At 64.2% G+C, this 14,235-nt stretch carries 17 protein-coding genes; 4 read left to right on the top strand and 13 right to left on the bottom strand.

The window, feature by feature from the left end:
• Positions 1-235 precede the first annotated feature (235 nt).
• Positions 236-2,167 carry an ATP-dependent zinc metalloprotease FtsH gene (gene ftsH / locus EC912_RS01775; protein ID WP_207906744.1) on the bottom strand — a complete coding sequence of 644 codons (1,932 nt, stop codon included), beginning with the start codon at positions 2,165-2,167 and terminating at the stop codon, positions 236-238.
• Positions 2,164-2,817, bottom strand: a complete 654-nt coding sequence (gene rlmE, locus EC912_RS01770; protein ID WP_132141428.1) for a 23S rRNA (uridine(2552)-2'-O)-methyltransferase RlmE — start codon at positions 2,815-2,817, stop codon at positions 2,164-2,166. Before rlmE ends, ftsH begins: the two co-directional genes overlap by 4 nt.
• 80 nt (positions 2,818-2,897) lie before the next feature.
• Between rlmE and yhbY the strand changes: the two genes are divergently transcribed.
• Genes yhbY through panE form a run of 3 tightly spaced genes read left to right on the top strand, consistent with a single transcriptional unit; the run spans position 2,898 to position 4,517 of the window.
• Positions 2,898-3,194: a ribosome assembly RNA-binding protein YhbY gene (gene yhbY / locus EC912_RS01765; protein ID WP_132141427.1), complete on the top strand. Its 297-nt coding sequence runs from the start codon at positions 2,898-2,900 to the stop codon at positions 3,192-3,194.
• A gap of 7 nt (positions 3,195-3,201) precedes the next feature.
• Entirely contained in the window at positions 3,202-3,576 is a 375-nt protein-coding gene (locus EC912_RS01760; protein ID WP_132141426.1) for an Mth938-like domain-containing protein, read from the top strand.
• Between the two features lie 5 nt (positions 3,577-3,581).
• Positions 3,582-4,517 carry a 2-dehydropantoate 2-reductase gene (gene panE, locus EC912_RS01755; protein WP_132141425.1) on the top strand — a complete coding sequence of 312 codons (936 nt, stop codon included), beginning with the start codon at positions 3,582-3,584 and terminating at the stop codon, positions 4,515-4,517.
• Between the two features lie 20 nt (positions 4,518-4,537).
• Here panE and EC912_RS01750 read toward each other — a convergent pair whose 3' ends face one another.
• From EC912_RS01750 to surE, 4 genes are read right to left on the bottom strand one after another with little or no spacing between them, the layout of a single operon-like run.
• A complete protein-coding gene (locus EC912_RS01750; protein WP_132141424.1) occupies positions 4,538-5,563 on the bottom strand; it encodes a peptidoglycan DD-metalloendopeptidase family protein in 1,026 nt (341 codons plus the stop codon).
• Between the two features lie 23 nt (positions 5,564-5,586).
• Positions 5,587-6,195: a YqaA family protein gene (locus tag EC912_RS01745; RefSeq protein WP_132141423.1), complete on the bottom strand. Its 609-nt coding sequence runs from the start codon at positions 6,193-6,195 to the stop codon at positions 5,587-5,589.
• A 28-nt stretch (positions 6,196-6,223) separates the two neighbouring features.
• On the bottom strand, positions 6,224-6,859 hold the full coding sequence (locus EC912_RS01740; protein ID WP_243649100.1) for a protein-L-isoaspartate(D-aspartate) O-methyltransferase: 636 nt from the start codon (positions 6,857-6,859) through the stop codon (positions 6,224-6,226).
• Positions 6,860-6,908: 49 nt separating this feature from the next.
• Complete coding sequence (gene surE / locus EC912_RS01735) at positions 6,909-7,694, bottom strand: 5'/3'-nucleotidase SurE (RefSeq protein WP_132141421.1); 786 nt, start codon at positions 7,692-7,694, stop codon at positions 6,909-6,911.
• 122 nt (positions 7,695-7,816) lie between these two features.
• Between surE and EC912_RS01730 the strand changes: the two genes are divergently transcribed.
• On the top strand, positions 7,817-8,359 hold the full coding sequence (locus tag EC912_RS01730) for a Smr/MutS family protein (RefSeq protein ID WP_132141420.1): 543 nt from the start codon (positions 7,817-7,819) through the stop codon (positions 8,357-8,359).
• 129 nt (positions 8,360-8,488) lie between these two features.
• Here the strand turns inward: EC912_RS01730 and truD are convergent, their stop codons facing one another.
• Genes truD through EC912_RS01695 form a run of 7 tightly spaced genes read right to left on the bottom strand, consistent with a single transcriptional unit; the run spans position 8,489 to position 14,149 of the window.
• Positions 8,489-9,505 (bottom strand): tRNA pseudouridine(13) synthase TruD, encoded by a 1,017-nt coding sequence (gene truD / locus EC912_RS01725; RefSeq protein ID WP_132141419.1) that lies wholly within the window; start codon positions 9,503-9,505, stop codon positions 8,489-8,491.
• 16 nt (positions 9,506-9,521) lie between these two features.
• Entirely contained in the window at positions 9,522-10,949 is a 1,428-nt protein-coding gene (gene mgtE / locus EC912_RS01720) for a magnesium transporter (protein WP_132141418.1), read from the bottom strand.
• Positions 10,946-11,419, bottom strand: a complete 474-nt coding sequence (gene ispF, locus EC912_RS01715; RefSeq protein ID WP_132141417.1) for a 2-C-methyl-D-erythritol 2,4-cyclodiphosphate synthase — start codon at positions 11,417-11,419, stop codon at positions 10,946-10,948. The genes mgtE and ispF overlap by 4 nt, the downstream gene beginning before the upstream one ends.
• On the bottom strand, positions 11,419-12,108 hold the full coding sequence (gene ispD, locus EC912_RS01710; RefSeq protein WP_132141416.1) for a 2-C-methyl-D-erythritol 4-phosphate cytidylyltransferase: 690 nt from the start codon (positions 12,106-12,108) through the stop codon (positions 11,419-11,421). The genes ispF and ispD overlap by 1 nt, the downstream gene beginning before the upstream one ends.
• 1 nt (position 12,109) lies before the next feature.
• Entirely contained in the window at positions 12,110-12,433 is a 324-nt protein-coding gene (gene ftsB / locus EC912_RS01705; protein ID WP_132141862.1) for a cell division protein FtsB, read from the bottom strand.
• Between the two features lie 25 nt (positions 12,434-12,458).
• A complete protein-coding gene (gene eno / locus EC912_RS01700) occupies positions 12,459-13,754 on the bottom strand; it encodes a phosphopyruvate hydratase (protein WP_132141415.1) in 1,296 nt (431 codons plus the stop codon).
• 23 nt (positions 13,755-13,777) lie between these two features.
• Entirely contained in the window at positions 13,778-14,149 is a 372-nt protein-coding gene (locus EC912_RS01695) for a hypothetical protein (protein ID WP_132141414.1), read from the bottom strand.
• Positions 14,150-14,235 lie beyond the last annotated feature (86 nt).

Below are 14,235 nucleotides of genomic sequence, written 5' to 3'. Positions count from 1 at the left end.
TTCGCTGCCGCTGCACCTTCGTGCGTTGGCGTTGAATCGAGAAGCGGAATTATTCAGATATAGAGGGTGGGCGTCAACACTTTTCTGCAAAAATATTTCACATTCGTGTACCGGATGGTCCAGAGGACGTCGAATAGACGTCCGAACAAGCAACCGCAGACCACCTATTCCCTCCATGGTCTGCTGGAAAAGAAAAAGGCGGCCAGTGGCCGCCTCTTCCCTCCTAACGCGATGCCTACAGCTGCGTCGCGGGATTTCCCACCTTGTCCGGTGCCGAGCCCGCATCGCCACGCGGAGGCGGTGGCGGCGTCGAGCCAGGCTTCTGCCAGTCGGCCGGCGGACCCGGCTCGCGGTTGTTCATGATGTCGTCGATCTGGCGCGCATCGATGGTTTCGTACAGCAGCAGCGCGTCGGCCATTTTGTGCAGCTTGTCGATATTCGACGTCAGCAGCTCCTTGCTGCGCGCGTACGCGCGATCGAGGATCGTGCGCACCACCTCGTCGATCTTGCGCGCGGTCTCGTTGGACACGCTCTTGTGCTGCGTCACGGAGCGGCCGATGAAGACCTCGTCTTCCTCTTCGCCGTAGGTCACCGGACCGAGTTCGTCCGAAAGACCCCACTTCGTCGCCATGTTGCGTGCCATCTTCGTAGCGCGCTCGATATCGTTCGATGCGCCCGTCGTAACCTTGTCGTGACCGAAGATGATCTCCTCGGCGACACGACCGCCATACAACGAGCACAGCTGCGATTCGATCGCGACCTTGTTGATGCTGTAGCGATCGCCTTCCGGCAGGTACATGGTGACGCCCAGCGCGCGACCGCGCGGAATGATCGTGACCTTGTAGACGGGATCGTGCTCGGGCACGAGGCGGCCGATGATCGCGTGACCGGCTTCGTGATAGGCGGTGAGACGCTTCTCTTCCTCGCTCATCGCCATCGAGCGGCGCTCCGAACCCATGAGTATCTTGTCGCGTGCGCGGTCCAGGTGGCTCATGCGCACTTCGCGTGCGTTCTCGCGTGCGGCGAACAGCGCAGCCTCGTTGACGAGGTTGGCCAGATCGGCGCCGGAGAAACCGGGCGTACCGCGCGCGATGACCATCGCCTCCACGTCGGTCGCGGTCGGCACCTTGCGCATGTGCACCTTGAGGATCTGCTCGCGACCCTTGACATCCGGCAGGCCGACGACGACCTGACGATCGAAACGGCCCGGACGCAGGAGCGCCGGATCGAGCACGTCGGGACGGTTGGTCGCCGCGATGACGATCACGCCCTCGGTACCCTCGAAGCCGTCCATCTCGACCAGCAACTGGTTCAGTGTCTGCTCGCGCTCGTCGTGACCGCCGCCCATGCCGGCGCCGCGATGGCGACCGACGGCGTCGATCTCGTCGATGAAGATGATGCAGGGCGCGTGCTTCTTCGCCTGTTCGAACATGTCGCGTACGCGGCTGGCGCCGACGCCCACGAACATTTCGACGAAGTCGGAACCGGAGATCGAGAAGAACGGCACCTTCGCCTCGCCGGCGATTGCCTTGGCGAGCAGCGTCTTACCGGTACCCGGCGGACCGACCATCAGGACGCCGCGCGGAATCTTGCCGCCCAGCTTCTGGAACTTGCCCGGATCGCGCAGGAATTCGACCAGCTCGCCGACTTCTTCTTTCGCCTCGTCGCAACCCGCGACGTCGGTGAAGTTGACCTTGACCTGATCTTCGCCCTGCAACTTGGCACGGGAACGACCGAAGCTCATGGCACCACGGCCACCGGAGCCCGCCTGCATCTGGCGCATGAACCAGATCAGGACCGCGACGAAGATGATGATCGGCAGCCAGTTGATCAGAAGACCAAGCAGCGAGAAGCCGTTATCGGCTGGCTCCTGACGCACATCGGCGCCCTTGTCGCGCAGCTGCTTCACGAGCTCGCTGCTGGAAAGACCCACCATCGGCACCACGGTGCGATAGGTCGACCCATCCTTCAGCTTGCCGGTGATGGTCGGCGGCGCGGTGGAAGTGATTGTGCTGGTGGCAACGTTGCCGTTGTCCACCTGCTGCGTGAAGTTCGTGTAGGACATGTCCTGCGCCGAACTGCCATGCGGATTGAAGGTCTGGAACACAGTCAGGAGCACGACCGCGATAATCAGCCAGAGCAACAGATTTTTTGCCATCTCGTTCATGCGCGGTTCTCGCCTTGTTGCCGGCTCCCGGGTTTCAAACCCGTAGCCAGCGCATAGACCTCAGGTGAACGGGCACGTGAGGCCTTCGGTTTACGCATCGTCACGCGCGAGAAGTCCGCACGCAAGGTTTTCAGATAGTCGTCGAAACCGACGCCCTGGAACAGCTTGACCAGGAACGAGCCACCCGGCTTCAGCCACTGACGGCTGAAGTCGAGAGCCAGGTCGCAAAGGTCCATGGCGCGGATCTGATCGGCCAGAGCCACACCGCTCATATTGGGGGCCATATCGGACAGCACAAGATCGACCTTCTCGCCGCCGAGCATGGCTTCGAGCTCCCGCAGGACCGATTCTTCACGAAAATCGCCCTGCATGAAGTCGACACCCGAAAGGCCAACCATGGGAAGGATGTCCAACGCGATGACCTTGCCGGAGGACTCGCCCATGCGCTGGCGAGCCAACTGCGACCAGCCACCGGGAGCCGCGCCAAGGTCGACGACGGTCATGCCGGGCTTGATCAGCTTGTCGCGTTCGATCAGTTCCTCGAGCTTGAAAATGGCGCGCGAACGCAGCCCTTCCGCCTGGGCGCGTTTGACGTAAGGGTCGTCGAAGTGTTCCTTGAGCCAGCGGGAACTACTTTTGCTGCGCGCCATTCAATGAGCCACAGATAGGGAGACAGAGTCTCGCATGATACCCTTTGCCGCATCGAAGCCGCGAATCGAACCTGAACGCAATGTCGCTCTCCCCTACCCAGCGCCGCTACCTGCGCAGCCTTGCCCACGACCTGAGCCCCGTCATCCTTTTGGGTAACAAGGGTGCCACGGAGGCCGTCGCGAAAGAACTGGCGCTGGCGCTCGACCACCACGAACTGGTGAAAGTTAAGCTTTCCGGCGGCGATCGCGAAGAACGCGAAGCCCAGATCGGGTTCCTTATCGATGGCACGGGCGCCGAAGCCGTCCAGCAGATCGGCCATGTCGTCGTCCTGTTCCGCCGGAACGAACAGGACCCGAAGCTGGCCCTGCCACGCTGATCCGCCCATGGAACTGTCGTTCGAACACCCTGGTGACTACCTTTTCGTACGCCGTGTCGGTGTCGATACGGTCACCATCGTCGACCGCGATTTCCACGCCAGCGTCCTGCTGACGCCTGAACGCGTGGTCGAGGACTGGGGCGTTACCGACGCCAAAGCCATGACCCTGGCCCAGGTGGACGCCATCGCCGAGCTCAAGCCGGAGGTGGTGCTTCTGGGTACCGGCGAACGGCAGATCTTTCCGTCCGCCGAAATCATGGCGGCCTTTCTGCGCCGCGGTATCGGCATCGAAGTGATGACCAACGGCTCGGCCGCCCGCACTTATAGCCTGCTCGCCGGCGAAGGCCGTCGCGTGCTTGCCGCCTTCATCCTTCCGGAGTGAGCCCGATGCGTATCCTTGTCCTTGGCGCTGGCGGTACCGGCGGGTATTTCGGTGGGCGACTGGCCCAGGCGGGTGCGGATGTCACGTTCCTTGTCCGGCCGGCGCGAGCCGCCGAGCTGGATGCCGACGGCCTGGTCATTCGCAGTCCCCTTGGGGATGCAACCTTCCCGGTGCGTCACGTCCTCGCGGAAAACGTCGCCGGGGAAGCCCCGTTCGACGTGATCCTGCTCGCATGCAAGGCCTACGACCTGGACACCGCCATCGATGCCGTCGCGCCCGCCATGGGTCCGGCGACGATGTTGCTGCCGATCCTCAACGGACTGGCCCACTACCCGCTACTGGACCAGCGCTTCGGCGCGGAACGGATCATCGGTGGGATGTGCATCATCAGCGCCATGAAAGGGCCGAAGGGCGAAGTACTGCACCTTGGCACGCCCGCCTCCGTCACCTTTGGCGAACGACAGGCAGGCGAGCAGCGCGTGCGCTGCGAAGCCATCGCCGCCGCCTTCGCGAAGGCTGGCGTGGAGCACACGCATACGCCCGATATCGATGGCGCGCTCTGGACCAAGTTCAGTTTCCTGACGACGCTCGCGGCGGCCACGTGCCTGTTCCGCGCCAGCGTCGGCACGATCGTCGGCACCGACGACGGTCGTCAGTTCATGCTCGACCTGTATGCCGAATGCTCCGGCGTGGCGACGGCGGCGGGTCACCCCGTGCCGGCGCAGGCGCGGGAGATGGCGATCGGAGCCACGACCCAGCCGGGCTCGCCGCTTACCGCGTCGATGTTGCGGGATCTGGAATCCGGCCAGCGCATCGAAGGCGCGCATATCGTCGGCGATATGCTGCGTCGCGCCCGCGCCGCCGGTGTGCCGGCTTCCCTGCTCGCTATCGCCTGGACCCATCTACAGGCCTACGAGGCGCGACGATTGGCCGCAGGCTGACGCCCGGCGACCCGTATCTCTCAGCGCTGCGGTGGCAGGTATTGCAGCGGATCGACCGGATTGCCGTCGCGCCGGATCTGGAACTGGAGTTCGTCGCGGCTCGCGCCGCTGGAGCCCATTTCCGCCACGCTCTGGCCGGCCTTTACCTTCTCGCCTTCCTTCACCAGACGCTTCCGGTTGTGCCCATAAGCGGACAGGAAACTGTCGCTGTGCTTGATGATGACCAGCTCGCCATAACCCACCAGACCATTGCCGCTATAGACCACGACGCCGTCGGCGGCGGAACGGACCGGATCGCCCGACTTGCCCGCGATTTCGATGCCGGGAATGGCATCGCCCGATGAGAATTTCTTGATCAGCGTGCCGTCCGCCGGCCAGCGCCAGGCGATACCGCCCGCCGAACGACTCGCGCCGCTGGCGACGATCGGCGTCTCGGCCGGCGGATTGACCACGGGCGGCGGCGGGGCCGACGCCGGTGCGTTCGGCGCCGCCGGAGGCGGTACGACGGATTCGGCGGGCTTGCCGGCCACCACGACAGGTGTATTCGTCGTCGTCGCGGGTGCTGGCACGGACGATACCGGCGGCGGCACCTGGGCAACGTTCTGGACTGGCGGAGGTGTCGGCGCCGTATGGGCAGGCGGCGGCGCGGGCGTCGAAGGCTGCGAGGGCGAACGCGTCGCCGCGGCGATCGCAATCGCATTGCCCGGGGCGGCCTTCGCATGATCACCACCCGGCGGCGACAACCGTAGCGTCTGTCCGGGCCAGATGGTGTACGAGGAATCGATGCCGTTCCAGCTGGCCAGCTCGCGGAAATCGACACGATTGCGGAACGCGATGCTGTAGAGCGTGTCGCCCTTCACTACCTGGTAGCTGCCGCCCGGTGGCGGCGCGGTGTGAGGCGCACCAGCCGGCGTATAGCTGCCGCCAGTCCGGGTAACGACGACCGAACTGCGCGTCGCGGCGCAACCGGCCGCAACGACGGCCGCGGTCAGCACGGCAAAAAGAGCCAGCGTGCGCGGCACACCGGTAAGGGCATTCGTGAGCATCGCTGACTTCCTTTCGCAAGCACTCATCTGGACAGGAACCACCAGGCGATCAGTACGACGAGGACTACGATAACAGCCCAGCCTATTCGTTCGATGTGTTTGTGCAATATGCGTTCGGCGCGTTCGCCATAGATACGGATCAGCAGCGCCAGCAACCATACCCGCTTGCCTCGGCCGATCAGCATGCAGAGAAGGAACGGAATGACCGGCACGCCGACGATACCGCTGGCCCAGGTGACGAACTTCATCGGCACCACGGGCACCAGGGCCGCGAGTGCCAGCGCGATATACAGGCCGAACTGGTGCGATGCCATGCGATCCTGCAGCGACAGCACGCCCCTGTGGATCGAAGCGGCGGCGTGCACCGACTCAAGTAACGGAATCAGCGCCTGATAGGCGTAGTGACCCAGCGCATACCCCACCAGCGAACCCAGCATCGAGAACAGCAGACTGACGTTGGCGAAACGAAACGCTTTGCGCGGTTCGGCCAGCATCATCGGTGCCAGCATGACTTCGGGCATCACGGGAAAAATAAACGCCTCGACGAAGCTTAGCCCCGCCAGATAGCGCAACGCATGCCGATGACGTGCCCAAACGATGGCACGTTCGTAGAGAGAACCGAACAACTTCACTGCTTTCTTCCCCTGAATGTGGTCGCCATCAACCGATGCCACCAAGCAGCGGCACGAAGCTGACCGGGCCGAGTTCCTCGCGAATCACGTCGCCGCTCTCGTCCTTCGTCAGACGCACCAGCACCTGTTGGCTGGGCGAACCGACCGGCGCCACGAGCACGCCGCCCGGCTTCAGCTGTTCGAGCAATTTCGTCGGAATGCGATCGCCGGCAGCCGTGAGAATGATGGCGTCGAACGGCGCCTCGGCGGGCCAGCCGAGTTTGCCGTCGTCATGCCGCGAGCGCAGGTTTTCGATGCCCAGCTGACGGAAGCGGCGACGCGCCTGGCGCAGCAGTTCCTCGATGCGTTCCACGGTATAGACCTGCGGCACGATGCCAGCGAGTACGGCCGCCTGATAACCCGACCCCGTACCGATCTCCAGCACGCGTTCGGGCACATATTTCTCGATCAATGCTTCGGTCATGCGCGCGACGATCCACGGCTGGGAAATCGTCTGGCCGTGACCGATAGGCAGCGCCGTGTTCTCGTAAGCGCGCGAATGCAGCGCCTGATCGATGAAATGGTGACGCGCCAGATTGCGTATGACTTCGAGCACGCGATCGTCGCGGATGCCCTCTTCCTGCAGCTTCGCGACCAGGCGGTCGCGTGCTCGCTGGGACGTCATGCCTTCCCCGCGCAAGGCCGAAGGCGGAAGCGAATGAAGGTTCACCATGTCAGGCCGCCTCCTCGCCGTGGTCTATCGCATCTGAAAGCGACTGCATCCAGCTGCTGACTTTTTCCAGCGCCTGGAAGCGGGTGAGATCCACGTGAATAGGCGTCACGGAAATGTATCCGCGACTGACCGCATTGAAGTCGGTACCGGGGCCCGCATCGTCCACTTCGCCGGCCGGACCGATCCACCAGATTTCCCGGCCACGCGGATCGTTGTCGCGAATGCACGGCGCCGCACGATGACGCTTGCCGAGACGGGTGACTTCGAAACCCTTGATGCTCTCCCACGGCAGGTCCGGCACGTTCACATTGAGGATCGTGTCGGCAGGCAGCGGATCGACCAGCAGGCGCTGCATCAGCAGCATCACGGCATTGGCCGCCGACGCATAGTGTTCGCCGATGTGATCGCGCGTGGCCAGCGAAACGGCGATCGCGGGCAAGCCCAGAAAGCGCCCTTCCATCGCCGCGGATACCGTGCCCGAATAGATGACGTCGTCGCCAAGATTGGGCGCGTTGTTGATGCCGGAGACCACGATGTCCGGCTCCGACTCGAGCAGGCCGGCCAGTGCCAGGTGCACGCAGTCCGTCGGCGTGCCGGCGACGCGGTAATAACCGTTGTCCATGCGCAGCGCGCGGATGGGTTGGTCCAGCGTGAGCGAATTGCTCGCGCCTGAGCGGTCGCGATCGGGGGCGACAACCGTCACCTTCCCTACTTCGGCCAGACGCTCGGCGAGTACCCGGATTCCCGGGGCGTCCACGCCGTCGTCGTTGCTTACCAGAACTTGCATGGTGATCCAGATCGTGATGCAGGGCGCCGGGTACCCGGCTGCCGCGAGTGATTCCTGCCGTCGAGTCTACCGGACCGGGGGCTCGGATTCATGGACCGCGACCCCATTGTAGGATGGAAGCCATGAAGCGCCGCACGCCGACCATCGACGACAACGACAGCCGCCTTTTCCGCGAGGCAATCGGCGACGTGCGCCCGATGAGCGAGGTGGAAGCACCCCCCGAGCGACCGCGCCCCGCGCCCTATCCGCATATGCGCGATGCCGACGAAGCGGCCGTGCCGGCCGACTCGATGCTGATGGATTTCGATCCCGCGGACCTGGAGGTCGGCGAGGAACTGTCCTATCTGCGCGACGGGTATCCGCCGAAAATCCTGAAGCAGCTGAAGCGCGGCCAGTTCAGCATCCAGGCCGATGTCGACCTGCACCAGATGAACGCCGCCGCCGCACAGATGACCATTGCCGACTTCCTGGCCGAATGCCGGCACGAAGGCATTCGCTGCGTGCGGATCATCCACGGCAAGGGCCTGCGCTCGAAGGCGCAGGGGCCGGTGCTGAAAGGCCTGACCGACCGGTTGTTACGTCGTCGCGACGATGTTGTCGCATTTGCGTCGGCGCGGCCGATGCAGGGCGGGACTGGGGCGGTGGTGGTGTTGCTGAAGGCCTGACGGAGCGGCGATGCCTTGGGTGGCATCCGCAGCCAGAAGACCGGGCTCGCGAATGTGAATATCAGGCTTCCTCGCCCTGTTGGCTTTCGCGCGCAGGCGCGCTCCCACAGAAAGCAAGCAATGAGCGGCTCAGCTCGTGCGTGCAACCTCGCGAATCACTGTCGTCGCATACGCGCCCGACGGCAATCCGAACGACATTTCCAGCGCACCGTCTTCCAACCAACGCCACGCAAGATCGCGCGGAAACAACCGCAGCGGCCGGCGCTCCTGATCCATACGCGCACCGGCGAGACCGTCGGCAAGATCCTGATCCCGCGCGGCAACGCTACGCTCCAGGTCTCCTGCTTCCGCCGTGGCCGGTGTCTCGCCACTGCCCCACAACGGGCCCGAGGGATGGATGTCGCCGCTGGCCAGACGTCCGGCAAGTGTCTCGTCGAAGTCTTCGGGACCGAACCACGAACGCGATCCGTCCAGCGCCCAGATCTCGCCATCCAGCGGCTGATCCCAACGCCCCTGCGTCACCCGCTCGGCCAGCACGCTATTGAAGATATGCGAGCGCGCCGCCGACAGAAGAATCGAACGCTTGTCGCGATCCACCCGGCGACCGCCGAACATCTGTCGCGCCTGATCGACGTTGCTGCCGCCGAAACCGAAACGCTGCTCGCCGAAATAATTCGGCACACCGCGCGCGGCAATATCCTTCAGACGAGCTTCCGCCACGTCACGCTCGCCCTGCACATCGCGCAGCACGATCACGAAACGATTGCCGCGCAACGCACCGCGCTTGATCTTGCGCTTGTGCCGGGCGCTGGAAAGCACCTTCACGTCCTCGTGCGGAAACGTCGACCAGTCGGGATCGGCCTTGCCAGGCAATTGCACCGTGAAAGCCTGCCGGGTGACGGCGTGACGATCCTTCATGCCGGCATAGCTGACATTCATCGGCGACGTGCCGGCAAAGCGCGCCAGTTCCTTCGCCACCCAGTCGGTGTTCGCGCCGCGCTTCTCTACGATGAGCAGGGCATGTTCGCCCTCCCCGTCCGCCTCGTAGCCGAGGATTTCCTCGACGAAGAAGTCGTCGGGTGTTGCACGCAGGCGCGCTTCGAGCGGAGGATTGCCGAAGGCAAAAGGAAGTTCGTTGTCAGCCATGTCGGCTCCGTAAGGGTCAGAGCAGGAAGATCGTTGCCAGACCTAAGAAAATGAAAAAACCGCCGCTATCGGTCATCGCGGTGATGAGCACGCTGGAGCCCAGCGCGGGATCGCGACCGGCCTTGACCATCAGCATCGGAATGCCGACGCCCATGAAAGCGGCAAGCAGGAGATTCAGTGTCATCGCCGACATCATGACCAGGCCGAGCGCGATGTTGTCGTAAAGCAGCCACGCGACCACGCCGATCACGCTGCCCCAGACGATACCGTTGATCAGCGCGACACCCAGCTCCTTGCGCCAGAGGCGCCGGATACTGGCCACGCTTACCTGATCCAGCGCCATGGCGCGAACGATCATGGTGATGGTCTGGTTGCCTGAGTTGCCGCCGATACCCGCGACAATCGGCATCAGCGCGGCCAGCGCCACCAGCTTTTCGATCGAATGCTCGAACAGACCGATGACGCGCGAGGCGACGAAGGCGGTAACGAGATTGACGGCAAGCCAGGCCCAGCGATTGCGGATCGATTTCCAGACCGAGGCGAAGATGTCTTCTTCTTCGCGCAGACCGCCGCGCGACAACGCCTCGGCCTCGCCTTCCTCGCGAATGAGATCGACCATCGCATCGACGGCGATGCGGCCGATCAAGCGGCCTCTATCGTCCACCACGGGTGCGGTGACAAGGTCGTAACGTTCGAATGCCTGGGCGACGTCGTACGCGTCGTCCTCGGGCCGGAACGTGTTCACGTCGGGCGCCATCACATCGTGAACCATGCGGTCGGGCGAATTGACCAGCAGCCAGTGCAGCGGCAATACGCCGGTCAGGACGTTCTCCGCGTTGACCACGAAAAGTTTGTCGGTCTGCGCGGGCAGTTCCTCGAAGCGGCGCAGATAACGCAGCACGACTTCGAGACTGATGTCTTCGCGGATGGTGACCATCTCGAAGTCCATCAACGCGCCAACCCGATCCTCGTCGTACGACATGGCCGACTGCACGCGCTCGCGCTGTTCCGCGTCGAGGCTGGCCATCAGTTCCGGCAGCATTTCGGTCGGCAGATCGTCGACCAGATCGGCCAGTTCGTCCGCATCCAGCGGCTCGACGGCGGCGAGAATCTCGCGATCGTCCATGTCCGCGATCAGCGATTCGCGTACCGAGTCGGAGACTTCGAGCAGGATCTCGCCGTCGCGATCCGCTTTTACCAGCTGCCAGACCGCAATACGGTCATGCAGCGGCAACGATTCGAGCACGTCGGCCATATCGGCCGGATGCAGTTCGTCGAGTCGCGCCTGCAGCGCCGCATTCGTCGCGTCGAGCGCCGCCGTGTCGCCGTCCGGGGACCCGGGAGCATGCAGTACGAGATCGTCGCGCCGGCGCAGCAGGTCGGTGATCGTTTCGATACGATCGTGCAGCCTGGGCGTGGCGACGCGGGACTCGGCTTCGGTCATGCACGCACCAGCAGGACGACGGCGAGCGCCGCGATACCCTCGCGACGGCCCGCGAACCCCAGTGTTTCGGTCGTCGTCGCCTTGATGCTGATGCGGTTGATGCCGACACCGAGGTCGTCGGCGATGATCGCGCGCATCGCCTGCGCGTGCGGCCCGACCTTCGGCGCCTCGCAGACGACGGTGACGTCGGCGTTACCGAGTTCGTAGCCATGTTCCAGCAGCATGCCCGCGATGGCGCGCACGAAAGTCCGGCTATTGGCACCCCGCCACTGCTCGTCCGACGGCGGAAAATGCTTGCCGATATCGCCCAGCGCCAACGCGCCAAGCAAGGCGTCGCACAATGCGTGCAGCACCACGTCGCCATCCGAATGCGCGAGTACGCCCTGCGTGTGCGGCACGCGTATGCCGCCCAGCATCACGTGATCGCCTTCGCCGAACGCATGGACATCGAAGCCCTGGCCGATACGCATCAGTTCGTTCTCCCGAGCAGGAATTCCGCCAGCGCGAAGTCGGCTGGTGTCGTCACCTTGATATTGTCTTCCGCCCCTTCGACGAGAAGAGGCGCTATGCCGCGACGCTCCATCGCCATCGCCTCGTCGCTCACCGCGATACCGTCTTCGCGCGCCAGCATCAGCGCATCGACCAGTGCGCCGCGCCGGAACATCTGCGGCGTAAAGGCACGCCAGCGGCGGTCGCGCGGTTCGGTGCCAAGACTATGGCCGGCCTCGTCCGCGTGTTTAAGAGTGTCGCGCAACGGCGCACCGAGCAGTCCACCCTCGCCACGTCCGGCCAGATCGATCAGTCGCTGGATATCGTCCAGCCGTACGCAAGGCCGTGCGGCATCGTGAACGAGCACGAAGTCCGAATGCGTCACGTCGGCCGGCAACGCTTCCAGTCCCGCCAGCACCGAATCGCTACGCTCGCCACCGCCCGTGGTGGTAAGCACCGGCTTTCCACCCAGCGACGAAACTGGTTGCCAGAACGGATCGCCCGCACCGAGCACCACCATCAAGCCGGCGATGGACGGATGGGCCGCCAGGCGATCGAGCGTATGCGCGATCAACGGCCTCCCCGCCAGAAGCTGGTACTGCTTGGGACGATCGCCACCCGCACGCACACCGCGACCGGCGGCCGGCACGACGCACCACAACGCGGCCATGTCAGTTACCGCCGTCGATGGGTGGCGGTGTGGGTGGCGTCGATGCGCGGGCCGGTTCGACGATCTGATAGAACGTCTCGCCCGGCTTGATAAGGCCAAGTTCCGAACGCGCGCGCGCTTCCGTTGCCTGCTCGCCGTGTTTCAGATCCTCGACATCCGCCGCCAGCGCCTGATTGCGCTTCTGCAGGTCGAGGTTTTCCTCGGCCTGCGTTTTCACCCTGTCGCGGAGGGTTTCGACCTCGTGCATGCTGCCGCCACCGACCCACAGCTTCAGCTGCAGGGCGATGATCAGGATGACCAGGACCAGGCCGATCCAGCGCAATATGGCGGCGTTGCTCAAGGAACGAGACTCAGCCGGGCAGCTTGGCGAGGTTCGGGAACGCATGGCGGCCCGCGTAGCGAGCCTTCGCGCCCAGTGCTTCCTCGATGCGCAGCAACTGGTTGTACTTGGCGACGCGATCGGTGCGGCACAGCGAACCGGTCTTGATCTGGGTCGCGGTGGTGGCCACGGCGATATCCGAAATCGTCGTGTCTTCGGTTTCGCCCGAACGGTGCGAGATGATCGCGGCGTACTTCGCCTTGTCGGCCATGGCGATGGCTTCCAGCGTCTCGGACAGCGTGCCGATCTGGTTGACCTTGATCAGGATCGCGTTGGCGATGTGCTTGTCGATGCCTTCCTTGAAGATCGCGGGATTGGTCACGAACAGATCGTCGCCGACCAGCTGCACGCTCTGGCCGGTCTTCTCGGTCAGCAGCTTCCAGCCGTCCCAGTCGCCTTCGGACATGCCGTCTTCGATGGTGACGATCGGATACTGCTTCGCCCACGAGGCCAGCAGGTCGACAAACTCGTGCGGGGTGTACTTCTTGCCCTCGCCTTCAAGGTCGTACTTGCCGTCCTTGAAGAACTCCGTGCTGGCGACGTCGAGGCCGAGCAGGATATCGCTGCCGACCTTGTAGCCGGCGTGGTTCACCGCTTCGAGGATCGTATCCAGCGCTTCGACGTTCGAGCGCAGGTTAGGCGCGAAACCGCCTTCGTCGCCCACGGCGGTATTCAGGCCGCGGCCCTTCAGCACCGACTTCAGCGCGTGGAAGATTTCGGCGCCGTAACGCAACGCCTCGGCGAAGCTGGGCGCGCCGACCGGCAGCACCATGAATTCCTGCACGTCGACGTTGTTGTCGGCGTGCGCGCCACCGTTGATGATGTTCATCATCGGCACCGGCAGCGCGTTGTCGCCGAAGGACAGGTACTGCCACAGCGCCTGCTTGCGCGATGCGGCCACTGCATGCGCGGCGGCCATGGAAACGCCGAGCAGCGCGTTCGCGCCCAGCTTGCCCTTGTTCGGCGTGCCGTCCAGCGCGATCAGCTTGCTGTCCAGTCCCTTCTGGTCGGCCGCATCGAAGCCCTTGAGGGCCGAGGCGATCGTTCCGTTGACGTTGTTCACCGCGTTACGCACGCCCTTGCCGCCGTAGCGGGCCTTGTCGCCATCGCGCAGTTCGACCGCTTCGCGCGAGCCGGTCGATGCGCCGCTGGGTACCGCCGCCCGGCCGAACGAACCGTCGGCCAGCGTGATCTCGGCTTCGAGCGTGGGATTGCCGCGGGAATCGAGGATTTCGCGAGCGTGAATGCGGGTGATGTCAGTGGTCATGCGTATTCCGTAGGAGTTGGAAACTAATTAACCAGCGACCCGAGCGCAACGAGCGCCGCGGTGCCGACGAGAATAAGGATATTGAGCGAGAGGCCGATGGCCGCGAACGTGCGACGGCGATCCCGGCGGCGCACGCCGATGATGCCAAGCACGACGCCGGCGACGGCGAGAAGAAGGAAAACGAACATGGTCAGGCCGATGACGCCGAAAGCCAGCGTGTCTTCGTCCGTGTGGCCGGTGGCGACCATCAGGCCGGAGACGGCGACGCACAACATGATGGCGACGCTGGCGACCAGCGATATGACGAAGGAGGCGATGCCGTGACCGGACTGCGGAACGCGCGCGACGCCTGCCCGTGCGGGGGCCGGCGGCGTGTAGCCGGTCTCTTCGCTCATGTCGCGCCTCCTCCCGAAGCCGTGCGTAAGGTCTGGATACCGGCGGGAGAACGCGCCGGACCCCATCATCATACTAAGGATGCCCG

This window comes from Luteibacter rhizovicinus (genome assembly GCF_004342265.1).
GTDB lineage: Bacteria > Pseudomonadota > Gammaproteobacteria > Xanthomonadales > Rhodanobacteraceae > Luteibacter > Luteibacter rhizovicinus_B.
Note: the sequence above shows the minus strand (reverse complement) of the source record. Positions and strands in the feature narration are given on the sequence as shown.